Consider the following 21554-nt stretch of genomic DNA (forward strand, 5'->3'; position numbering starts at 1 on the left):
CTGGTAACTGCATATGAGAATTATTCGCAACTGTAAATGCGAATAATTCGCAAGAGTTCGCACGTGACTCATATGTATGTAACAATTTTCGTAAAAAGATCGGGATCGTGTCTTTTTCTCTCAAACCTCCCACAAGATGCAATCTCAAGCTGTGCTCTCTCAACGTACGCGCAAGTATTTCGACTAGAAACTGCTAAATATTCAGTCAAATCGACCAAATCATCGCTAAAAACCAGACATAGTAGCCAGAAACAAAAAAAGCCGGCCTTTCACGTTGCAAAACGTCGTGAGGACCGTTTTAGTTAGCCCGTAAATGCCAATCCTCGGGGGAAATGGTTTGTCAGCAGACAAAAGCGACACAGCGTTCGTAGAATTTGAACGCGTACAAAAAAGTTACGACGGCGAAAATCTCGTTGTAAAAGACTTAAATCTGTCGATGCCGAAGGGCGAATTTCTTACAATGCTTGGGCCATCAGGGTCCGGTAAGACGACTTGTTTGATGATGTTGGCCGGGTTTGAAACGGCGACGCATGGGGCGATCCGGCTTGATGGTGTTTCCATCAATAACATCCCACCGCACAAACGCGGCATTGGCATGGTGTTCCAAAACTACGCGCTTTTTCCGCATATGACGGTCGCCGAAAACCTGTCCTTCCCGCTTGAAGTACGCAAAATCGGCAAATCGGACCGCGAAGAAAAAGTCATGCGCGCACTTGGCATGGTGCAGATGCAAGATTTCGCAGGTCGCCGCCCGATGCAGCTATCTGGTGGTCAACAACAACGTATCGCGCTTGCGCGGGCCTTGGTGTTTGAACCTGAACTCGTGCTCATGGATGAGCCGCTTGGCGCGTTGGATAAACAACTGCGCGAAACGCTCCAATTTGAAATCACAAAACTGGCGCATGATCTGGGGATTACCGTTGTTTACGTGACCCACGACCAAACCGAAGCGCTGACAATGTCAGACAGGGTGGCTGTCTTTGACGACGGACGCATTCAGCAGCTTGCGCCACCAGATGAGTTGTATGAAGCACCGCAAAACAGCTTCGTTGCGCAGTTCATCGGCGAAAACAACACGCTAGAGGGCGTTGTACAGGAAATGCGCGGCGACAGCTGCATTGTGAAACTCGACAGTGGCGATGTCATCGATGCGATGCCTGTCAATGTCAGCAAAGTTGGCGAGCGGACCAAAGTGTCGATCCGCCCAGAGCGAGTTGAATTCGACAAATCCCGCCTGAGCCCTGACGCACATACTCTTAAGGCTGAAGTCTTAGAGTTCATCTATATGGGTGACATTTTCCGGACGCGTTTGCGCGTTGCAGGAACCGATGACTTTGTCATTAAATCACGCAACGCCCCTGATCAGGTCCGCCTGACGCCGGGAAGCCAAATCGAAATTGGCTGGCTTGCACGAGATTGCCGCGCGCTTGATGCGTAACGGCTGAAACAGAGCCTGCCTTCGCCCGGAAGGTAGGCTCGCACGTAATAATCCGGGTAAACTTACGGGAGACTAAAATGACTTTGACCAAAGCACTCATGGCCACTTCGGCTCTGACGCTGGCTGGTTCAACAGCCTTCGCAGACGGCCATATGGCCGACGAAATGACCATCGTTAGCTGGGGTGGCGCGTATTCTGCATCACAACAAGCAGCCTACCACGACCCCTACTCCGAAAACACGGGCGTCACGATCATCAATGACGAAAGTTCAAACGAAGCGGTTGCGAAACTGCGTGCGATGAACGAAGCGGGCAACATCACATGGGACGTTGTTGACGTTGTGGCATCTGACGCGATCCGTCTTTGCGACGAAGGCCTTGCGCTGGAAATCGACGCCGACGAACAGCTCGCACCTGGCGATGACGGTTCTTCTGCTTCTGACGATTTCGGCGACCTGTTGGTATCTGATTGCTTCATCCCGCAGATCGTTTATTCGACAACTGCTGGTTACCGCACTGATTTGGTTGGCGATACACCGCCAACGTCTATCTGCGCATTCTTCGATCTCGAAGCATACCCAGGCATGCGTTCGCTTGAAAAACGCCCAATCAACAACATGGAATGGGCGTTGCTTTGTGACGGCGTTGCAAAAGAAGACGTTTATGACGTTCTCGAAACCGAAGAAGGCCAAGCACAGGCATTTGCCAAGCTTGACACGATCAAAGACAGCGTTGTTTGGTGGTCTGCTGGTGCAGATACCCCACAATTGTTGGCCGACGGCGAAGTCGTCATGGGCACAACATACAACGGTCGTCTGTTCAGCCTGATCGAAGAGCAAGACCAGCCTGTTGCAATGCTGTGGGACGCGCAAGTGTTCGACCTTGACGGTTGGATTATTCCCGCAGGCCTGAGCCCAGAGCGTGAAGCACGCGCCTTGGACTACATCTACTTTGCGACAGACACACAGCGTCTTGCTGACCAAGCGAAATACATCTCTTACGGTCCAGCACGTGCATCATCTGCGCCTCTGGTTGGGCAGCACGCAACATTGGGTATCGACATGGCACCACATATGCCAACCGACCCTGCGAACGCGACAAACACCTTCTTGTATAACTACGAGTGGTGGGCTGATTACCGCGACGATCTGGATGCAAAATTCCAAAGCTGGCTTGCACAATAAGCCTTAATACCTGCGCAAGGTGGGGCAACCCGCCTTGCGCATCTTTCATCCACGGGAATTCAAGATGCCAAAAGGCTATATCATCGGCCATATCACGGTGAACAATCCTGACGCTTACCAGGAATACATCATCAAAGACACGCCCATGATCGCAGCCCACGGTGGCAAACCAATCGTCCGTGGTGGCCCAAGCGAAGTGCCTGAAGGCACAGCATTTGACCGCCATGTGATCTTTGAATTTCCAGACTACGCAAGCGCCAAGGCGCTATATTATTCCAAAGAATACCAAGAGGTCGCGCGCATCCGCCGCGAAAACGCAACAAGCATGATCATCTTGGTCGAAGGGGTTTAGAACACATGGCAGAGCAAGTCCTTGCCGCAGACGGCACACCACTAAAGGCAAGCCTCAACCGCGCATTGCGCCGCCAAAAGATGCGCGCGCTGGTCCTGATTTTACCTCTTCTTCTGTTTATTCTGGCGACATTCATCTACCCAATCGGGCAAATGCTGTTCCGCTCGGTCGAAAACGGTATTGTGAGCGAAACCATCCCGCGCACTGTTGTCGCCCTTGATGATTGGGACACGCAGGAAAATGATCTTCCCCCTGCCCCGGTATTTGACGCGCTTGCCAAAGATTTGGCCGTCGCGGTTGAGCTTAAAGAACACACACGTCTGGGCAGCCGCCTGAACTACGAATTGTCGGGTATTTCATCGCTGTTCCGTAAAACGGGCCGCAGGGTCGATGATATTGGTGAAATCTACACGGACCAGTTGGTCGCGCTTGATCCCGCATGGGAAGATCCGGCCACATGGGTCACGCTGATGGCTGACCCTGATTGGATCACCGCACAAGCCGCATGGGACGGTGAAGGGGATGAACCCGCCTTTGTCATGTCCGCCTCAGCGATTGACCTGCTGCCCCAAACGGCCGACATCTACGCCGATTTTGCCCGCGTCATCCAATCCGAAGACAATGATAGTCCCACCGACGAAGAACCATGGCACATCGTGTCCTTGGCCCTGTATCAAGATTTGATTGCTTCGCCGTCGGTCGACATTCCCGGCCCGCTTGCCGGTCTTGTAAGCACAGCTGCGGCTGCGGCGCCAAGCTTTGAAACCGAAGACGTCATCGCGACATTGACCGAAGTCGACGATGATTGGCAAAACCCGGAAGTTTGGGAGACCATCTATACTTATAGCCCGGCCTACACGAACGGCTATTTCTTGAACGCGATTGATTTGCAAAAAACTACAGATGGCGTTGAATGGCAGCCAGAGAACGAACAAGTCTACCTGACTTTGTTCTTGCGCACGATGATCATGTCGATGACCATCACAATCAGTTGCATTTTGCTGGGCTACCCCGTGGCATGGATGCTTGCGAACCTGCCGGCACGCAAGGCAAACCTGTTGATGATCCTTGTGCTGCTACCGTTCTGGACATCGCTATTGGTACGGACATCTGCGTGGAAGGTGCTGTTGCAAAACCAAGGGGTGATCAATGATCTGTTGGTTTGGGTCGGTTTCGTTGCCGATGACAACCGGCTTGCCCTGATCAATAACGCCACAGGAACAGTGATCGCCATGACGCATATCTTGCTGCCCTTTATGATCTTGCCGCTTTATTCCGTGATGCAGACCATTCCGATCAGCTATCTGCGCGCGGCGAAATCTCTGGGCGCAACCAATTGGACAGCCTTCTGGCGTGTTTATTTTCCGCAGTCCATTCCCGGTATCGGCGCGGGGTCGATCCTCGTGTTTATCCTATCGATTGGCTACTATATCACGCCAGAAATCGTGGGCGGCACCAAGGGTGTCTTTATCTCGAACCGGATCGCTTATCACATCTCAAGCTCGCTCAACTGGGGCTTGGCAGCGGCACTGGGTGCAATCCTACTGGCAATCGTTCTGGCGCTTTATTGGGCCTACGACCGGATCGTCGGCATCGACAACGTGAAACTAGGAGGCTGATCAGATGAGCTTGCCAATCTATGCAACCACCGGTCAAAAGATCTGGTATTATACCTTCCGCGTGATCGTGGGCCTGATCTTGTTCTTCTTGATCGCCCCAATCATCATCATCATTCCGTTGTCGTTCAACGCGCAGGATTTCTTTACCTTCACGCCAGAGATGCTGGCGCTGGACCCAGAGGGCTATTCGCTCAAACACTACCGTGACTTCTTTTCTAATCAGGACTGGATCCGCCCGCTGAAGAACTCGCTGATCATTGCGCCCTTCGCGACGATTATCTCGGTTTCATTGGGGACATTAGCTGCCATTGGTCTGTCACAATCACACGTACCGTTCCGGCGTGGGATCATGGCGATTTTGATTTCACCGATGATTGTGCCGCTGATCATTTCAGCGACAGGCATGTTCTTTTTCTACAGCCAAATGGGCCTGTGGATGGAAAACACGTTCGGGATTTCAAAATCGCTTTCGGGCTACATAAAAGTGATCTTGGCACATGCCGCACTTGGGATTCCCTTCGTGATTATTACCGTGACCGCAACGCTTGTCGGTTTCGACCAATCCCTGACGCGGGCCGCGGCCAATATGGGCGCGACACCAACGGTCACGTTTTTCCGGGTACAGATGCCGCTGATCCTGCCCGGCGTAATTTCAGGCGGGCTGTTCGCCTTCATCACATCGTTTGACGAGGTCGTCGTCGTGCTATTCGTAGGTGCGGCGGCGCAAAAAACCCTGCCGTGGCAAATGTTTACAGGGCTACGCGAACAGATCAGCCCAACGATCCTCGCGGTGGCGACTGTGCTGGTTGGGATTTCGATCCTCTTGCTTGCAACGGTTGAATTGCTCCGGCGGCGGTCCGAACGGCTGCGCGGTATGTCACCAACCTAATACCGCGACAGATGAATGCACAAAGGCAGACCTATCTAGGTCTGCCTTTTGCGTTAAGGAAGGATATGCAGCCAAGCCCAGACCGTGATAATCGACAACCCGGTCCCCATCAGGACGGCAGAGGCCGCAACCCGCTTTGCCCGCCCATACATATTGGCAAACACATAGGCGTTGATCCCCGGTGCCATCGCGCCGGTCATCACCGCAGACCGTGTTGCAGATAAGCTAAGATCATTAATATCGGCCAGTAGCCAGACGATGACCGGGTGCATCACCAAAGAGATTGAGACAACAAACATGATCGCCCGCATGTCCCCCTCGGGGCGATAGTGATACAGCACCCCACCAAGGCCAAACAGCGCCGCAGGCAAGGCTGCACGCGCAATCAGTCCAATCGCGTCAGTCAAAACTGTGGGCACGGGCACCCCAGCAACATTCACAAACATCCCGAGGCTGACACCAATAATCAATGCATTGCTAAACATCGCCTTGAGCACCTTGCGCGGCAAAGCCGCAACGCTGCCCCCCCAATTGCGCGCGATCTCCATCGCGGTGATACCGATAGCGTAGCAAAACGGCGAATGGATCGCGATAATCGCATAGTTCGCTTCAAGCGCATCAGCGCCATAAGCGCGTTCAGTGATCGGCACGCCCAATAGAAATGAATTGGAAAACAATCCGCAAAACCCAAAGACCACGCAGTCTTGCCAGTCACGTTGAAATAGCACACGGCCACCAACGAAACCCACTATGAACCCCGCGACAGCGCCCGTGTAAAACGACCCAAGCAATGCAAAGCTAAAGTTTTGCTGCAAATCCAGAGTCGAGATTGCCGTAAATAGCAGGCACGGAATGGCAAATCCTTGGGTGAACTTCATCAGCCCGTCGACGCCACCTTCAGAAAAATAGCCTCGCCAGACAGCTATATATCCAAACCCGATCACCAAAAATACGGGCATGATAACGTCGATCAATGCACTCATGCGGTTGGTCCTTTGGGTTAGGTGATGTCAAATGTTAACGTCATACCATCATAGGCGGGCTGCACATGCGCGGGGGTTTCAGCTGCGACCGTCGCAAAATCCAGATCATTGTGCATATTTGTCAGCACTGCCTGTTTTGGCTGCAGCTTTGCTATCCAATTCAGCGTTTGTTCAAGATGTGCATGGGATGGGTGCGGCGTGCGGCGCAGCGCGTCGATGATCCAACACGCGAGCCCATCCAGCTTGGCCCAAGCCGGATCAGGGATTGCGGACACATCCGGGATATAGGCCACATCGTCGAACCTAAACCCAAGCGCGTCAATCCCGCCATGCGTCACCGTAAACGGGGTGAGCGTGATTGCGCCCCCTGCCGCGGTGATTGTCACATCACCGTCCATCTCATGCAGTTTGCAAATCGGCGGATAAGAAGAACCAATAGGCGTTTCAAAGATATAGCCGAACCGATCACGCAACGCTTTGGCGGTGTCAGGATCGGCCCAGACGGGTAGCATTTCACGGGTGTTAAAGACGATCATCCGCAGATCATCAATCCCGTGAACATGATCCGCATGAGCGTGGGTATAAATCACTGCATCCAAAGTCCCGACGCCCGCGTCCAGCAGCTGGTTGCGCAGGTCTGGTGATGTATCAATCAGGACCTTCGTTTCGCCCTTACCATTTGATCGCGTCAACAGTATCGAGCAGCGTTTCCTACGGTTTTTAGGGTTTTCGGGATCGCAATCCCCCCACAACCCACCCAGACGAGGCACGCCGCCTGATGATCCACAGCCTAGAATGGTCACCATGAGAGTGTCGCTCATGCGCGTGCTTTCCAGAACAGTCGATCAAAATTCGCTGTCGTTTTCCGTGCGAAATCTGCGTAGTCCATGCCGAACGCTTCGGCCCCGACCTTTGCAGTCAAGGCAGAAAACGCTGGTTCATTGCGCTTGCCACGGTGTGGCGGCGGCGCAAGGTAAGGGCTGTCAGTTTCCACCAAAATCCGTTCAATCGGGGCAGCCGCGAAAATATCGCGCAATTCTTTGCTTTTGGGAAAGGAAGCGATCCCGGACATCGACAAGTAAAACCCTAGATCAAGCGCAGCCGTCGCCAATGCGGCAGAGCTAGAAAAGCAGTGCATCACACATGAATAGGCACCGTTTGCGTATTCCTCGGCCAGAATTCGTGCCATGTCACCATCAGCGGCCCGTGCGTGGATAATCAGTGGCAGTTTGGTTTCGCGCGCCGCCGCGATATGCACACGCAGGCTTTGTTGCTGAATATCCATGCTTTCGGCGGTGTAGTGATAATCAAGCCCGGTTTCGCCGATGCCCACAAATTTCGGATGCGCGGAGAGCGCGATCAATTCATCGACAGTCGCGAGTGGCTCTTCGGCGGCGCTCATCGGGTGGGTGCCTGCGGCATAGAACACAGGGGCGAATTCTTCGGCAATGGCGCGCACTTGGGGTTCCAAACGAAGACGCGTGCAGATCGTCACCATGCGCTCAACCCCGGCGTCCAGCGCGCGCTGGATCACAGCAGGGCGTTCCGCATCAAAATCAGGAAAATCAAGATGGCAATGGCTATCGACGATGGTGGGCTGTGTCATGAATTGGCCTTTAGGCAGCGACGCCAAGCGCCGTTTCTTCGATCTTGAAAATGATATCAAGGATCAGCGCGGCAGGGTCAAGGTTCACCGCGCGCCCATGACGCGATCTGTTGGATAGGTCCTGTTGCAACTGCGCCCATTTGCGGGCCATTTGATCATTGGGCGCGATACGCGCCAGCAGCGCGCCCTCACCCGGCGCACCTTCTGTCAAGGGTTGCCCCAACAGCCCGGCGCGCGCGGTACGTGACAAAAACAGATCAATCAGGTCCAGAACCATACCATAGCGCACGTCGGCGGCACGCCCGGTACAACTCTCAGCAAGTTTGAGCGCCATCGGCCGATCAATGCGGGGCATGCCGTTAAAGAGGCGGATCAGTTCCGCATAAAGCTGGAGGCCGTCGTGTTTCAAAAGCCGGATCGCGTCGCCCGCTGACCCGCCTGCCAATGCGGCAAGGCTATCTGCATTATCGGCGTCATGCCCTGCTTGCGACAATGCCTTTTGCAAATCATCAGCGCCCAAGGTGTTGCATCGCAAAACCCGGCACCGCGACCGGATCGTTGGTAAAAGGCGGGATGGTTGATGGGCGATGAGCAAGATCACCGTATTGGCAGGCGGCTCTTCGAGTTCTTTTAGAATTGCATTGGCCGCGTTGCGGTTCAATTCATCCGCCGCATCCACGATGACAACGCGCCGTCCGCCATCTGCAGACGACATCTGAAAAAATGTCTTAAGCTTGCGCACGGCATCAACTGTAATTTCGCTGCGCAGTTTTTTGGTTTTTTCGTCCCATGGCCGACGGATCACGGAAAGCCGCGGGTGTGCGCCCGCTTGCATCAGTCGCGCATCGGGATGTTCGGGGTCGACCTCTAGCGTGGGATCGCCAAACAACCCCACCCCTTCGTCAGCCAGCAGAAACGTCGCGATCTTCCACGCCAGTGTCGCCTTACCAACGCCGCGCGGCCCCGTGATCAACCAACCCGAATGCATCCGCCCCGATTGAAAGGCATCAAGAAAATCCGCCTCTGCCTGCGCTTGACCGAACAAATGCCGGGTTTCGCGTGGATGCGGTGCGCCTTCGATCCGGTCAGGTTCTGGCAGCGTATCATCGCTCATAGATGGGCCGCGATTTCGCTGGCGGTTTCGTCAGGCGTGCGGTTGCCATCAACCAACACGCAGCGGTCAGGCTGCGCATGGGCCAGCGCCAAAAATCCGTGGCGCAGGGTTTCTTGAAAACCGAGCCCAAAATCTTCAAACCGATCTTCGCCAGATTTACGGGCAAGCCCGCGTTCCAGCGCCGTCGCCGGGTCCATGTCGATAATGAAAGTCAAATCTGGTTCGCGCCCAATCATCAGCCTATGCAGGCTGTCGACCATGGCGCGCAAATCACCACGGGTCGCGCCCTGATACACCCGCGTGCTATCGGCAAAGCGGTCACTAATCACTGTTTTTCCAGCCGCCAAGGCGGGTTGGATCGTCTTTTCAAGATGATCTCGGCGCGCGGCGGTGAAGAGCAGGATTTCAGTTTCCGCCGACCAACGATCCGTGTCGCCCGTCAGCAGCAGCTGGCGGATTTCTTCTGCGCCGGGGCTGCCGCCGGGTTCACGCGTGAGGATCACATCGCGTCCTTGCGCACGCAGGTGATCTGCAAACAATCGCGACTGCGTGGATTTACCAGACCCGTCGATCCCTTCAAACGTAATAAACATAGGCGTCGTCATGCGGCGTCGTCAGCCGTGCCGGGTTGAGGTCCGAACTTAGTCCAAAGCACATGTGCTGCGGTCCGCAACCGTGTCGTAAATCCGCCCGCTGGCACAGTGGCATCAGCAACCAAGGGGATACGTTTTTCAGGCAACCCGTCAAGTTGGATCACCAATTCCGCCAGCGGATCACCCGCCGCGATTGGGGCTTGGATCGGTCCGTTGTAAACGACTTGTGCATCAACGGTGCCTTGGTTCAGCACAGGCACCAACATCGACAGGTCTTCGGCAACCGTGAGCCCAACAGTGGTTTGTGCGCCCATCCAAACATCTGCGGTTGCAATCCGGTGCCCAGCATCAACGACATCTTTTTGCGCAAACTGACGGTAAGCCCAATTCACTAGACGCTCGGATTCTTCTGCGCGCGCCTGTTCGGTCGGCAGCCCGGTAAGCACAAAGATAATCCGGCGATCACCCTGTTTGGCCGATCCAACAAGCCCGTAACCTGCTTCGGATGTATGGCCTGTCTTAAGCCCATCCGCACCAATGCCAAGCGATAGAACCGGGTTGCGGTTTCGCGAATTGCTAGGCACGCGGCCATCAAAAGCAAATTCGCGTTCTGCGAACAGCGGGTAATAGGTTGGAAAATCGCGGATCAACGCATCGGCCAGAATACCGAGATCTTCGACCGACATGCGGTGCCCAGCCGCGGGCCAGCCGTTTGAATTGGCAAAGGTCGAATTTTCCATACCCATCTGTTGGGCGCGTTGGGTCATCATCCGGGCAAAGCCTGCTTCGGTTCCGTCGGGCGACAAGGTTTCAGCCAAAACGGCGCTTGCGTCGTTGCCTGACAGGATGATCACACCGCGCAAAAGGTCTTCGACACGCACCCGGTCAGTGGTATCCAAAAACATCGACGACCCTGTATAAGACGCGGCATGCGAAGATACGGGCAGTTCCTCGTCAATGGTCAAACGGCCGTCAGCGATTGCCTCAAACGCCATATAGATTGTCATCAGCTTGGACATCGACGCAGGTGGCAAAGGCGCGTCTTCGTCTTTGGCCAAAAGCACCGTGCCTGTTGTTTGATCGAAAACATAGGCCGCGCGCGCAGTTGTATCAAAGGTCTGCGCAAAGCCCGCTGTCGCACCAAACCAAAGCGCGATCACAGCAAAACGAAAGTAAGAAAGGATCATTTGATCTGTGCTCCGAAGTTAGGGACGCTATTCCGCGCCCACGATAAACGCATCAACAAAGCCAAGTGATTTGAGCTGCGCCAGCGTCGCGTCATCTGAAACCGGCCCAGCTACGACACGCCAGACAGTACGCCCTCCCGCATCTTGCGGTTCAACCGACGATGGGATGCCCGCGCTGCGGATTGCCTGCGCTGCGTTATTGGCGTTACCTTCCACGCTAAAGACCCCGATCTGCGCCAATGGGGCCGTCGCACCTCCGACAGCAGCGGGAGCTTCGGCTTCATCTGTGGCTTCACCCGCTTCGACCGCAGCAATTGCAGCGGCGGCACCAACGATCGGATCAACCGCAGACGCATCCGCTCCATCCGCCGCAGACACGTCCACATCCACAGCAGGCACATCATCCAATGCGGTTGCGGCAACCGCGACCGGGGCAGCAAGGCTAGCGATAACCGCATTGTCTTGCGGATTCTCGGCGACCTCTTCCGGTTCTGCAGGGACTTCGATTTCTTCGCGGACCAAGGCGATAACGCTCAGTTCGGTTGGTGCGCCGGCCAAAAGGCCCAACTCTGTCGCAGCGTCCGATGAGACCTGCAGAAGCGGGCCTGGGTTTTCACGTTCGCGCCGGAACAAAGCACCGACAACCGACTGGCCGTTTTCGGGGTTGCGAATGATCACACGCTCAGGGTCTTGGACATCAGGATGGGCTACCCAAATGCCGCCAAGCGATGGGCGTCCGTCCCATAGCCCGCGATCCGTGACCTCAAACACATCAGGGCGTTCAACATCGCGGTCGGTTTGGACCAACCGCGTAGGACTAGTTGGCGCAGCACTCTCGGGACGCGGGGCAAACATGCCGCCCCCGCCTTCTTCACAAGCTGTAAGCCCAAACGCAGCAACCAATACAACCCCAATTGGGATACAACGCCCAGTTCTGAAATATTTACCTGTCATTCTTCGCCCCTATATTCCGCCCCACCAATTTGTGGGGATCGCGCCGTTTTTCCAGCTGCATTCATTTATGTGACCACACGAATAACTTCGTCATTAAAAATGACAAACCCGCGACGCGGCACCTGCTTTCGCGAACGATAGCGCCCCGCTGCCATTTAGGGAAGAGTCATCACAAAATTGTCGGCGGAATCCCCCAACGCAAAAAGTTGCTTTTCGAATCATTTCTTTACCGTTAGAGACCGCCCAACGGAGGCTTGGCAGAGTGGTCGAATGCACCGGTCTTGAAAACCGACGAGGGTGAAAGTCCTCCCAGGGTTCGAATCCCTGAGCCTCCGCCATTTTACATTTTTGTATGTAAGACTGCCCTAACACCTTGAATGGTAAGGTGGTTTTCGGTGTTCGAAGTCCCTCAGATCGTGAGTATACAATGCGCTCCGCAAAGGCGAGTTTCAGGACAGTTCTGCGCAATGCAAGATTGCCACTCTCCCATATTTTATAGGGGTTTGAGAGAAATGTGAGGGCGTGTTCGAACAATTGATCGAAGGTGCCTTGCTGAGGTCCGTGATTTTCAATCTTTTCATCTAAGATCAGCTTGTCTTTTTCGAGGGCAACAATGCGCTTTTCGTAAGCCGCAACGACAGTTGGGCTTTCAGACGCGAGAATACGGTCCAACACACCCTCTATTTGTTTATCAATGCCGTTGCGCTCACGACGCGTGATTGCGAGGTTGGCGTCACTCTGCTTTTCCTTTTGGTCCCAAGCGTCTTTGAACATACGCGTTGTGATGGCAAACAGACCATCAGTTGGCTTTAAGTCTTGGATCAAGCCCGCAAAATCACTCTCAAGAACATCACGGCGGATAGACTTGCGATAGCTGACGCAACCTTTTGAGTGGCACAGATAATATGGATGCTTGGCACCTGACTTACTGGTGGACCAACAGGACGTCAGAGACGTCCCACAATCGTCACAGGCAACAAACCCACGTAGTGGGAAGTCGGCGCTAATGTCTTTGCGAAACGTTGCGCGTGCGCCGTCTTTGAGGCGCTGTTGGATAGCCTCATAGGTCTCAAAGGTGATGATTGGCTGGTGATGGCCTTTGCGTGTTGTAACGTCCCAATTGGCATACGCCACATGACCAGTATAAACGATCCGCGACATCAACCGAATGATCTTCTCATAACGCACAACGCCATTAGGCGTGTCTTTGGGAAATGCGGGCTGACGTTCGAGGAAGTGTTTAACCTCTGATTGACTGCCAAAGCGTCCAGATGCAAATCCTTCAAGGGCTTCTTGAATGACGGAGGCCACAGGTTCATCGCGAACCAACACCTTCCCATGTCCAGCCACACGGTCATACTTGTAGCCCGTAGGTGGGTAAAACACCCAGTATCCACTCTCTAACCGCGCTTTCATCTTCTGGGAGACCTGACGCCCGTTTTGTTTACGCTCTAGCTGACCTTGAGCCGCGAGGATGGTTTCGATGAACTCCCCTTCTGGCGTGTCTTCAAAGTTGAAGTTCAGGCATTCGACTTGAGCATCCCGCTTGCGGAAAGAGTCCCGCAGCCGAAAGTGAAACTCGCGATCACGCGCAAAGCGCTTGAGATCATCAAAGATCACAACAAAACTCTCATCCGGTTGCGCATCAAGAAACGACAGCAACGCTACCATGCCGGGGCGGTTCATAAAATCGCCGCCGCCACTGATTGTATCTGGGAAGACGGCTGCGATATCATAGCCCTTCGTTGCCGCATATTGGCGGCAGCGTGTTTCTTGGCTCTCCAAGCCGTGACCGTCGGATTCTTGCGCCTTAGAGCTTACACGACAATAGATCACCGCCTTGGTTGGCTGTGCCTGTCTGGGTGCTTTGTTTACTGATCCTGCCATGTGTCCTCCTTATGCGTTTGTTCCCATTCGGTTCGTATTAAGGATAGCAGATCGGATGGATCATCGCTGAGAGAATCACCTGTTTCTCCACAGATTTGCCGCGTGGGGTGCAAATCAAAACCAAGATCAACAAACATAACAACAATCGTCCAGAGCGTTTCCACAAGCTCTTTTTGCTGATCGAGCGGCATATCGCTATCTTCCAGCATGGCAGCATAAAGCTCCCAATCAATGTTCAGGGTGGGTGGTGGTGTTGAGGTGTGGGATGGCAAACCATCATCGTCAGGCGGACAGGACATGTGCGCTCCTTTCTTGTTATCAGTTGTTGGAAATGCGTGTTTCAATCGCCAATCATCATACGGCGTATTGAGAACAAATACAGAACATTTATCTCACATCTCCTGCAATCACGCAAGGAATATATTCCAATGATCGTAACTGCTTACCTGTGACCGTAGTCTGTCAGACTGATGATGATCTTGGGGTAAATGGGGGGTAAAAACGGGTAAACCAGTTTGTACTAGATTGGCTTTTCTGACCAGTTTTCGCGGCCATGGCGGATGCGCAGGATTCTGACCATACGATGGTCATCAATCAGATAGATAATAATATGTGCGCCCACCGGATGAATGCGTACCGGAGGTGAGATTTCTTCTCTGAGGCGGGCGATTTTAGGTGACTGGACGATCAACTCAATCATTGAGTCAATCTTGTCCATATACCCTTCGGTTTGGGCATATCCGTAATTTTCGATGCCATTAAGGTAGATCGAAATGAGGTCGGCGTCCGCCTTTTGGGAAAGGCGAAACGTCATTCTGGTGTGGCTGTGCCTGCTTGTTGTCGCGCAATGGAACGAATTTCGGCAAGTGAGTTGTTTGTGTCATCACTCGCTATCGCCTCATCGACCAGCTTTTGCATTGATGCAATCTTGTTGGCACGATCTTGATCATGGCGAATGAGATCGCGCACATATTCGCTGGCGTTATCGTAACGCCCTGCTTGTGTTTGTTTTTCAACCCAATCCCGCATTTGACCGGGAAGGGAGACATTCATACTGGCCATATCTAATTCTCCTAACCATAGTATGTCACAAAATGACAGATATTGCCATAGGAACATAGTCCCGTTGAGTTTTGATCCTGAAAACACAGACGACAAAGCCCAGCTTTATCAGGCGCTCAAAGCCATAGCTAAGTTGAGCTATGGCGACACCGTAGAGCTTCTGATCGACAGAGCTGTTGGTCAGCCGATACCGCGAGGCTTGGGATCGACCCGCAATCTGCGGCGCGGCACATATGATAGCATCGTCGCACAGATCACGCATCGCTGGATTGAGAAACACCATTTCACCTTGGCGCATGAAGTTTCGCCGGACATTTTCCCAAACACGCCAGCACGGCAATGGAGGAAGATTTTAGACGAACGCACCGATGAAGGCAGATTAAGCCTTGTTTTGGTTCCATCCACCCTTAGCGTCGTGCAACGCGAAAGCCAGCTTGAGAAGGTCAAACAGGTTATCAAGTTGGGGCAGCGGTTTTGTCTTGAGTTGGACAGCAGCAACCACGGTCACGCCATAGGGGTTGGCGGTAGTTTGGCCTCGTCGACACCAGACCCACGGATCAAATTTGCGGGCGAACTGGCTGGATCAGCAGCAGCGTTCTTGTTCGTGTTTGCAGGAATCGCTATAACGGCAGGAATATTTCTTGCTTACATCCTTCCAATCATTCCCTTCGTCTATTTCGCCTTCGCCTTGATGGGGTGGATACTAGAAATATTCGAAGCGGTTGTTGCGATGCCTCTTTGGGCCTTGGCTCACTTGCGTATCGACGGCGAAGGCATGCCCGGACAAGCTGCAATCAGTGGCTACCAGTTGTTGTTAATGATATTGTTACGGCCAGCCTTGATCGTCATTGGCCTCATAGGTGGCTATGTGATTTTTAGCGCGGCAATCTTTTTCTTCGCAACATTGTTTAACTCAGCCACTGCTATCACACAAAGCGACATCGCGGCCAATTCCATTGGTGCCATTGGGATCTTCGTCTACACGATCATCTTTGCGTTCTTGACCTACAACATTGCGCTCATGTGTTTCAAGTTGGTCGATGATGTTCCCAAAGGTATTCTGAGATGGATGGGAGCGGGTGTTCAGCCGTTTAGCGACAGTCGTGGCGATCCAATCAACGGATCAAGAGAAATGGTTGCTGGTGGTGCTGCGGCGATGATAGGATTGTCTCGTGGCATTCAGAGCGGCGCTACTGGTGCTTCGAAAGCCAACATGCGGAATAAACAGAGAAAACAAGGAATCGATCCAGACGATCCGGTTCAAAAGGTTCAGATTATTCAACCGCAACCTCCCGGTGGTGGTGGGACACCATAATCATTCTCGGCCAAGCTAGTTCTTGGCCGTAAACTGCCATTGAAAAAACTGACTGCCAAAGCCGATAAAGGCGTAGATCAGACCATAGATCGCCATCAGTGATCCAAGGATTGCCATAGGGACGAGTATGGCGTCCCCTATATTCTGAGCAAATCCAAGAGAAATAAGAACACCTATGCCAGCGACGCCGATCCACAATGCTCGTTGGTTTGCCTGAGAACCACGCAAACACTCGCTTGATGTCTTTGCGCGTAAAAACAGGCTGACGTGGCTGATCAAGAAAAACGCAACAGAAACCATCATTCCGACGGCGACTGTCCCGGCCAATAGTCCGGGAACAGTTGATACTGGCGGCATCTCCCCCACCCAAGCACCGTATCCCCAGAACCCAAGCCAGATCGTGCCTGCAACGCCGATGTTCAACTTCATAAGAATGTTCTTAAACTGCGCCCAACTCATCGCTTTCTCCGTTTTTCAAATGGTGAGGAGCATTGCGGGCGATTAAGGGGTCCCTTTAGAATATTGATAGCATGATGGTCGGATCGAAGGCAGTTTTGTTGTTTTCCACAGCTTTTTCGGCGGTGACAGATCGGCCAAAACCAGACGGAGCATGGCGTTACAAAGGGACCCCTTTTGCAACGGAGAATATCGCCATGATTACAGATTGTTTGGCCTGCGAATCCGACCACACTCATAGAATGACAACGACACAAAAACAGGGACGAAAGATTGGGTATGTCCGCGTCTCCGACGCCGATCAATCCGAGGCATTGCAAGTAGATGCGCTGAAAAAGGCAGGATGCGTGAAGCTATATCATGATCATGGCGTATCAGGCGCGAAGACGCATCGACCGGAGCTGCAAGCCATGCTGGACGATCTGTCCGCCGGAGATACATTGACGGTTTGGAAACTAGATCGTTTGGGCCGATCAACGTTACATCTGATGACCATCCTTGAAGACCTGCAACAACGCGGTATTCATTTTCACGCCATCACTCAAGGCATCGACACATCGACGGCAGTTGGGAGGATGATCTTTGGGCAGCTTGCGGTATTTGCTGAATATGAACGAAGCCTGATTAGTGAACGCACCAAGGCGGGTATGAAAGCGGCAAAAGCCAGAGGGGTGCATGTGGGGAGGCCGAAAATAATTTAGCCGCAGAAGACTACTTGATAACGACGTCCAACTTTTTCAAATTCCACCACATCCGCTACAGGCTTGTCGGCATGTAATCGTGCATAAAATCTGAAGTGCATGTTTAGATCATCGTTTGTCATCGGTCCTTGATTTCGCTTTGAAAATTCGTCATCAACAAACTTTCGAAAGTCAGCTTTCGAGCTTGCATGATGCGGACTTGAACTAGGGGTTCCTTGCATTGTATACCTCAATTTATTCCCATGTTTTGCTGGGGTTGATCTATATATAGCAAAAATGCATGAGTATGTCACCATATTTTGTATTTTTGAATGAATGGGAGGTCTGTTTGTTGGACGAGTATTCTAAGCTTCAACAGGAAGCGGTCATAGCAATTACGAAGCGATTTTCCAGAAAAGTGGGCTCTATCGTTCTTCGAGGTAATGAAGAAAATCTATTTTGTGTTGTTTCAGCATTAGATGGTCATCTTATCCGCCAATTTTTGTATACTGGAATGAACCGTTCTGGAATTCGAAAGTTGAGAAAGAGAATATTTGAGAGGCATACGGTCATCGATGTAAGCGAGCCGGGATTAGTTGACTCCATTAGTGCGAGTTCGCAAGGTTCGCACGATAGCGACTTGTTTTTTTTAACCGCCAATGGCCATGAGACGACAGCAGTGATGAGTGTGCGGTTCGCACGCAAACTTGAGTATATGATGTATGTTCGCCAACGAGCTGCACGAGAGTATTTTTTTAGGAGAACGAAATGATCCAAAATATTACTTTACAGGGTCATCCAAAATATATGCTAATTATGATGGATAATGCGTTTAAATCTGGCAAAAACGCTGATCTTAACGTTGCATTTGACGCCTGCTATCAATCAACGAAGAATGGTGGTTTTGAGACCGAGGCACTAACGTATTGGAAATCAAACATTGTCGAATTACATGACCGAGTATTTTGGGTAAATACGGATTTAGCAGATCCAAACGATGTAGTGAGATTTGTATCGTGTCGGAAAAGGTATTTCTGATGTCTGTTTGGTCAATTATCACTTTAGTGGGTTATTGTCTTGAAATTGTTGGCGTCATAATGATGGCCAATAGATTTAAAGGCGTCGATTTGTTAAGTCTGATTGTTGGTTTAGTGCTATCTCCTTTCAAAACTAACTTTTCTAATGTAATTGCACGCATATCTAAGGGGGAAAGCGACGACCCATATCTGATTTTCCGTGGATTAGGCTTTTTGGGGTGGGGATTTAGCCTTCAATTTATTTCTTTTATTGCAACACTATAAAAAGGTGGAATCATTCGCCACTTCCCCAAACGGCTCATATCCTTCTGGTAAGACATCGTTTGGCTTAGGTAAGCCATAGCGGTGGCGGTTACATTGATCCATCCAGAGCCAGTACATGAGCAGTTCGGAGATCGACCAATCTTCAAAAGGGGTTTGTTCGCAGTGGATGACCCAGTCTTGGAAGCTGATATCGCCACGTAGCTCGACCCATTCCACGAAGTCCCAGTAGCTACGCGGAAGGTGGATCATGACGTCGGCCTTCGCCATGTTTTTGTAAAGGCGCATTTCGATGGGATCGTTAGGTCGATCTTTTGATTTGGATTGTAGGTAGGCCATATATTTTTGTTGAGACATGCCAATAGGATAGCATGTTTTCATGCCACCCTACCGCAGGACGATATTCCCAAACGCGTCGCTCACCGCTCCATCCCGTGCCCCGTATCTCTACCCTGATCAAACCCTTTGAACGGCCTTTTCTCAGGTGTGTCGCCGAGGCCATTGCGGATGCGTTGCAGGGCTTCTTTGTGTTCTGCTGTCTCAGGCTTTTGATCCCAGCCACGGTCAAAATTCATGACCTGTTTGCCGTCTTTTTGGACCTGCAATTTCGAGATACTACCATTCTCAATCCCAAGCTGTGACGGCTGGTCATACATTTTGGCCTCGAAGCTATACCCTTCCATGGTGACAATGCGACCTTTGATCCAAAGGCCTTGATCCGGCTTGCCGCCGTCAATGCTGATGCCGGATTGGAGGCGGTCTTGGGGCTGGTCAGGTGTGGGTTTTCGGAATTGGATTTTCGGTTTCTGCGGCGGCTTTTGTTGTTTGATGCCAGACATGCCCGGTGGGGCTAGATTGGGCGCAGGGCGCGGGCTGTAGCCTGGTTTCAGGACAGGTTGCGCGTTGTCTTTGTCGCGCAAAGGCGTTCCGTCTGGGTTGGTGATTTTGTTGAACGGGTCTTTGGAATTGTCATCAGCCATGATCACATGTCCTCATGATTTTTAAATGTCTGGGGGATCAGGGAGTTGGCGAGACTTTCCGTCCCGCCAACAATTGCCCTGATTATTCCGAGGTTGGTTTCTCGTGCAAATTGACGCCAAGGCTTTTGAACATCGGGTGTTCAAACCACCGAATTTTCTCCGCTATAATTGGCATCGTGCCTTCGACCAAAACCAATTGACGGTTCTTTGGCAGGCGCATCAACTCATCGGGATAGGCCAGTTTGCGCTGTGTCGCGGCGCGGTTGTCCGTTGTGGTGGTTGAACTGGAAGATGATCCACCGCCCGAACCGCCAGAGCTTGAACTCAACGCTGTCGCGATGGCCGAAGAGAGGTTCCAAACAGTCGTCACACCGCACATGGCCGAGAAATATTCAGCGCTGGTTTTGTCAGGGGAGCCAAAATAGGACACGACACCGCTGTTGCCGATGAACGTTTCATAATCTTGACCATAGACTTTGCGCAGTTGAGACAGGTCTTGACAGATTCCCCAAAGCTGAATGCCGTAACCTGCCATTAAACCAAAGGCTTGTTCCACCATCGTTAAGCGACCAAGGGCGGGCATTTCATCAAGGATGAACAACACTGGCTTGTCTGGTTTGACGTCCAGATTTCGCGCATTGACCATGATGGCTTGCTGCACGATCAGGCGCAGGAAACGGCCAAAAGTTTCCAACTTATCCGGTGGCAGGATGATGAAGATGCTGACCTTGTCGGTTTTCAAATCCTCGAATGAGAAATCAGAGACAGACATGCAGTCGCGCAGACGCGCACTGTCCAACATATGAGTTTCTGCCTGCGCCGATGCCAGCACATTGGACATCAGCTTTGGGTCCTTTTGCAGGGACCGCGCCCCCGTGGACGCGACCACGTGATGCGGGGATGCAGCCATGTTTTCAAACAAGGCTGTCATTTGATCATCTGGCAGCAACAGCAAGTCACGAACGGTGCCAAGATGCCGTTCCCCTTCATAGGACTCATCAAAGGCGACATGCAGGATCAGACCTTGCAGGATGGCCTTGGCCTCTGCGGACCAGAATGGGTCGCTAGCCTTGCCGCTTTGCACCACCAAGGATTCCGCAAGCATCATTGCGGTTTCAGGCGCATCTGGATCAGTGAGCTTGATCAAGTCCATCGGATTGATCCGCGCAGCATCCTCACCAGAGATACCCATAGGATCGACGGCAATGACCCGTTGTCCCATTGCGCGGCGGGCGTCGGCGGTGATCTTACAGTTCTCCGCCTTCACATCAATCACCAGAACCGAGCCGACATAGCGAAGCAAGTTTGGAATAATGTGCGAGACACCTTTCCAAGCGCGGGTCGGCGCAACCGTCAAAAGATGACGATCCCCTTTATAACTAAAAAGCTTTTTAACCGCGTTTTGGATGGCTTCACCAATGATGATGCCGTCCTCGTCAAACAGGCCTGCTTCTTCCATATCAGTCTGCGTGGCCCAACGGCTGGACCCAAAGGTGGTGGGTGTTTCAAACAAGGATTGAATCCCACGCCCCAACCAGTAGCCCAAACCCCAGCAAAACCCGAGCAGAGCAATCAACGACGCAGCGCTCCATCCCCACGGAGTGGGATTACCCAAAGCAAACAGCCCGACCACAATGCAAACGCCTGCGGCAATAATCCGGCGAAAAACCTGCGCTTGGGGCGAACAAAACCACCCGATGCCAAAACCAAGGCAGGTTGCGCCGATCATCATCGCAACCCGCAACACGCCCATAGTGAGGTTGGCAGTTTTGGCGTTGTCGATCTGCCATGACACTAAATGGCGCGTGTCGATCCACCGCCCGTCATACCAAACCATCTCCGCAAACGCAGGTTCGGCCATAAATACAGTCGCAGAAAACGCCAACACGACGCTCCACAACCTGTTCAATTTCAAAGTTCGTTGCACGATCATTTCTCCTTATCCAATGAGTGAACG

General features: G+C 52.5%; 23 protein-coding genes, 1 tRNA gene and 2 pseudogenes. 11 read left to right on the top strand and 15 right to left on the bottom strand.

From position 1 onward, the window contains the following. Positions 1-313: 313 nt before the first annotated feature. The 5 genes and pseudogenes from DS901_RS08960 to DS901_RS08980 all read left to right on the top strand — a co-directional run. A complete protein-coding gene (locus DS901_RS08960) occupies positions 314-1438 on the top strand; it encodes an ABC transporter ATP-binding protein (RefSeq protein WP_113776603.1) in 1125 nt (374 codons plus the stop codon). A gap of 77 nt (positions 1439-1515) precedes the next feature. Beyond that, positions 1516-2622, top strand: a complete 1107-nt coding sequence (locus tag DS901_RS08965) for an extracellular solute-binding protein (RefSeq protein ID WP_113776604.1) — start codon at positions 1516-1518, stop codon at positions 2620-2622. Between the two features lie 64 nt (positions 2623-2686). Then, positions 2687-2974 (top strand): DUF1330 domain-containing protein, encoded by a 288-nt coding sequence (locus tag DS901_RS08970; RefSeq protein ID WP_113776605.1) that lies wholly within the window; start codon positions 2687-2689, stop codon positions 2972-2974. 5 nt (positions 2975-2979) lie between these two features. Further along, positions 2980-4593, top strand: a complete 1614-nt coding sequence (locus tag DS901_RS08975) for an ABC transporter permease (protein ID WP_113776606.1) — start codon at positions 2980-2982, stop codon at positions 4591-4593. Between the two features lie 10 nt (positions 4594-4603). Next, positions 4604-5482 (top strand): annotated as a pseudogene (locus DS901_RS08980) (ABC transporter permease); the annotation flags it as partial. Positions 5483-5535: 53 nt separating this feature from the next. Here DS901_RS08980 and DS901_RS08985 read toward each other — a convergent pair. From DS901_RS08985 to DS901_RS09015, 7 genes are read right to left on the bottom strand one after another with little or no spacing between them, the layout of a single operon-like run. Then, a complete protein-coding gene (locus DS901_RS08985; protein ID WP_113776608.1) occupies positions 5536-6465 on the bottom strand; it encodes an AEC family transporter in 930 nt (309 codons plus the stop codon). A 17-nt stretch (positions 6466-6482) separates the two neighbouring features. Further along, positions 6483-7286: an MBL fold metallo-hydrolase gene (locus DS901_RS08990; protein ID WP_113776609.1), complete on the bottom strand. Its 804-nt coding sequence runs from the start codon at positions 7284-7286 to the stop codon at positions 6483-6485. Continuing rightward, positions 7283-8071, bottom strand: a complete 789-nt coding sequence (locus DS901_RS08995; RefSeq protein ID WP_113776646.1) for a TatD family hydrolase — start codon at positions 8069-8071, stop codon at positions 7283-7285. The genes DS901_RS08990 and DS901_RS08995 overlap by 4 nt, the downstream gene beginning before the upstream one ends. Before the next feature lie 10 nt (positions 8072-8081). Then, positions 8082-9185: a DNA polymerase III subunit delta' gene (locus DS901_RS09000; RefSeq protein ID WP_113776610.1), complete on the bottom strand. Its 1104-nt coding sequence runs from the start codon at positions 9183-9185 to the stop codon at positions 8082-8084. Then, positions 9182-9790, bottom strand: coding sequence for a dTMP kinase (gene tmk, locus DS901_RS09005; RefSeq protein ID WP_113776611.1), 609 nt, complete (start codon positions 9788-9790; stop codon positions 9182-9184). The genes DS901_RS09000 and tmk overlap by 4 nt, the downstream gene beginning before the upstream one ends. Beyond that, complete coding sequence (locus tag DS901_RS09010) at positions 9787-10965, bottom strand: D-alanyl-D-alanine carboxypeptidase family protein (RefSeq protein ID WP_113776612.1); 1179 nt, start codon at positions 10963-10965, stop codon at positions 9787-9789. Before DS901_RS09010 ends, tmk begins: the two co-directional genes overlap by 4 nt. Before the next feature lie 27 nt (positions 10966-10992). Next, complete coding sequence (locus DS901_RS09015; RefSeq protein WP_113776613.1) at positions 10993-11919, bottom strand: SPOR domain-containing protein; 927 nt, start codon at positions 11917-11919, stop codon at positions 10993-10995. Between the two features lie 248 nt (positions 11920-12167). Here DS901_RS09015 and DS901_RS09020 point away from each other — a divergent pair. Then, positions 12168-12257: transfer RNA gene (locus DS901_RS09020), tRNA-Ser, on the top strand. Positions 12258-12759: 502 nt separating this feature from the next. Here DS901_RS09020 and DS901_RS19140 read toward each other — a convergent pair. From DS901_RS19140 to DS901_RS09040, 4 genes and pseudogenes are all read right to left on the bottom strand, one after another. Continuing rightward, positions 12760-13806 (bottom strand): annotated as a pseudogene (locus DS901_RS19140) (recombinase family protein); the annotation flags it as partial. Then, positions 13791-14150, bottom strand: a complete 360-nt coding sequence (locus tag DS901_RS09030; protein WP_147249890.1) for a hypothetical protein — start codon at positions 14148-14150, stop codon at positions 13791-13793. The gene DS901_RS09030 and the pseudogene DS901_RS19140, both read right to left, overlap by 16 nt. Positions 14151-14326: 176 nt before the next feature. Next, a complete protein-coding gene (locus DS901_RS09035; RefSeq protein WP_113776615.1) occupies positions 14327-14620 on the bottom strand; it encodes a type II toxin-antitoxin system RelE/ParE family toxin in 294 nt (97 codons plus the stop codon). Continuing rightward, positions 14617-14868: a type II toxin-antitoxin system ParD family antitoxin gene (locus tag DS901_RS09040; protein ID WP_113776616.1), complete on the bottom strand. Its 252-nt coding sequence runs from the start codon at positions 14866-14868 to the stop codon at positions 14617-14619. Before DS901_RS09040 ends, DS901_RS09035 begins: the two co-directional genes overlap by 4 nt. A 22-nt stretch (positions 14869-14890) precedes the next feature. On the opposite strand from DS901_RS09040, the gene DS901_RS09045 reads away from it, so the two are divergent. Next, complete coding sequence (locus tag DS901_RS09045) at positions 14891-16183, top strand: DotA/TraY family protein (protein ID WP_113776617.1); 1293 nt, start codon at positions 14891-14893, stop codon at positions 16181-16183. Between the two features lie 15 nt (positions 16184-16198). Here the strand turns inward: DS901_RS09045 and DS901_RS09050 are convergent, their stop codons facing one another. After that, a complete protein-coding gene (locus tag DS901_RS09050) occupies positions 16199-16642 on the bottom strand; it encodes a hypothetical protein (protein WP_113776618.1) in 444 nt (147 codons plus the stop codon). A 239-nt stretch (positions 16643-16881) separates the two neighbouring features. On the opposite strand from DS901_RS09050, the gene DS901_RS09055 reads away from it, so the two are divergent. The 4 genes from DS901_RS09055 to DS901_RS09070 all read left to right on the top strand — a co-directional run bounded on the left by DS901_RS09055 (position 16882) and on the right by DS901_RS09070 (position 18620). Beyond that, positions 16882-17340, top strand: coding sequence for a recombinase family protein (locus DS901_RS09055; protein ID WP_113776647.1), 459 nt, complete (start codon positions 16882-16884; stop codon positions 17338-17340). Between the two features lie 280 nt (positions 17341-17620). Beyond that, positions 17621-18091 carry a hypothetical protein gene (locus tag DS901_RS09060; protein ID WP_113776619.1) on the top strand — a complete coding sequence of 157 codons (471 nt, stop codon included), beginning with the start codon at positions 17621-17623 and terminating at the stop codon, positions 18089-18091. Next, positions 18088-18357, top strand: a complete 270-nt coding sequence (locus tag DS901_RS09065) for a hypothetical protein (RefSeq protein WP_113776620.1) — start codon at positions 18088-18090, stop codon at positions 18355-18357. The genes DS901_RS09060 and DS901_RS09065 overlap by 4 nt, the downstream gene beginning before the upstream one ends. Continuing rightward, positions 18357-18620, top strand: a complete 264-nt coding sequence (locus DS901_RS09070; protein ID WP_113776621.1) for a hypothetical protein — start codon at positions 18357-18359, stop codon at positions 18618-18620. Before DS901_RS09065 ends, DS901_RS09070 begins: the two co-directional genes overlap by 1 nt. Here DS901_RS09070 and DS901_RS09075 read toward each other — a convergent pair. From DS901_RS09075 to DS901_RS09085, 3 genes are all read right to left on the bottom strand, one after another. Continuing rightward, on the bottom strand, positions 18615-18974 hold the full coding sequence (locus DS901_RS09075) for a hypothetical protein (protein WP_181820821.1): 360 nt from the start codon (positions 18972-18974) through the stop codon (positions 18615-18617). The genes DS901_RS09070 and DS901_RS09075 overlap by 6 nt on opposite strands. Before the next feature lie 62 nt (positions 18975-19036). Further along, on the bottom strand, positions 19037-19597 hold the full coding sequence (locus tag DS901_RS09080; RefSeq protein WP_113776623.1) for a DUF7678 domain-containing protein: 561 nt from the start codon (positions 19595-19597) through the stop codon (positions 19037-19039). Between the two features lie 82 nt (positions 19598-19679). Then, complete coding sequence (locus tag DS901_RS09085) at positions 19680-21524, bottom strand: type IV secretory system conjugative DNA transfer family protein (RefSeq protein WP_258546690.1); 1845 nt, start codon at positions 21522-21524, stop codon at positions 19680-19682. Positions 21525-21554: the final 30 nt, after the last annotated feature.

This window comes from Loktanella sp. D2R18 (assembly GCF_003318235.1).
Lineage (GTDB): Bacteria > Pseudomonadota > Alphaproteobacteria > Rhodobacterales > Rhodobacteraceae > Yoonia.

Coding starts and splice junctions, on each gene's coding strand:
- DS901_RS09035 (WP_113776615.1), bottom strand. CDS start 14,620: ATGACGTTTCGCCTTTCCCAAAAGGCGGACGCCGACCTCATTTCGATC.
- DS901_RS08990 (WP_113776609.1), bottom strand. CDS start 7,286: ATGAGCGACACTCTCATGGTGACCATTCTAGGCTGTGGATCATCAGGC.
- DS901_RS09080 (WP_113776623.1), bottom strand. CDS start 19,597: ATGGCTGATGACAATTCCAAAGACCCGTTCAACAAAATCACCAACCCA.
- DS901_RS08985 (WP_113776608.1), bottom strand. CDS start 6,465: ATGAGTGCATTGATCGACGTTATCATGCCCGTATTTTTGGTGATCGGG.
- DS901_RS09000 (WP_113776610.1), bottom strand. CDS start 9,185: ATGAGCGATGATACGCTGCCAGAACCTGACCGGATCGAAGGCGCACCG.
- DS901_RS08975 (WP_113776606.1), top strand. CDS start 2,980: ATGGCAGAGCAAGTCCTTGCCGCAGACGGCACACCACTAAAGGCAAGC.
- DS901_RS09065 (WP_113776620.1), top strand. CDS start 18,088: ATGATCCAAAATATTACTTTACAGGGTCATCCAAAATATATGCTAATT.
- DS901_RS09070 (WP_113776621.1), top strand. CDS start 18,357: ATGTCTGTTTGGTCAATTATCACTTTAGTGGGTTATTGTCTTGAAATT.
- DS901_RS09050 (WP_113776618.1), bottom strand. CDS start 16,642: ATGAGTTGGGCGCAGTTTAAGAACATTCTTATGAAGTTGAACATCGGC.
- DS901_RS09055 (WP_113776647.1), top strand. CDS start 16,882: ATGACAACGACACAAAAACAGGGACGAAAGATTGGGTATGTCCGCGTC.
- DS901_RS09060 (WP_113776619.1), top strand. CDS start 17,621: ATGAGTATGTCACCATATTTTGTATTTTTGAATGAATGGGAGGTCTGT.
- DS901_RS09045 (WP_113776617.1), top strand. CDS start 14,891: ATGTCACAAAATGACAGATATTGCCATAGGAACATAGTCCCGTTGAGT.
- DS901_RS08965 (WP_113776604.1), top strand. CDS start 1,516: ATGACTTTGACCAAAGCACTCATGGCCACTTCGGCTCTGACGCTGGCT.
- DS901_RS09040 (WP_113776616.1), bottom strand. CDS start 14,868: ATGGCCAGTATGAATGTCTCCCTTCCCGGTCAAATGCGGGATTGGGTT.
- DS901_RS08970 (WP_113776605.1), top strand. CDS start 2,687: ATGCCAAAAGGCTATATCATCGGCCATATCACGGTGAACAATCCTGAC.
- tmk (WP_113776611.1), bottom strand. CDS start 9,790: ATGACGACGCCTATGTTTATTACGTTTGAAGGGATCGACGGGTCTGGT.
- DS901_RS09015 (WP_113776613.1), bottom strand. CDS start 11,919: ATGACAGGTAAATATTTCAGAACTGGGCGTTGTATCCCAATTGGGGTT.
- DS901_RS08995 (WP_113776646.1), bottom strand. CDS start 8,071: ATGACACAGCCCACCATCGTCGATAGCCATTGCCATCTTGATTTTCCT.
- DS901_RS09075 (WP_181820821.1), bottom strand. CDS start 18,974: ATGTCTCAACAAAAATATATGGCCTACCTACAATCCAAATCAAAAGAT.
- DS901_RS09010 (WP_113776612.1), bottom strand. CDS start 10,965: ATGATCCTTTCTTACTTTCGTTTTGCTGTGATCGCGCTTTGGTTTGGT.
- DS901_RS08960 (WP_113776603.1), top strand. CDS start 314: ATGCCAATCCTCGGGGGAAATGGTTTGTCAGCAGACAAAAGCGACACA.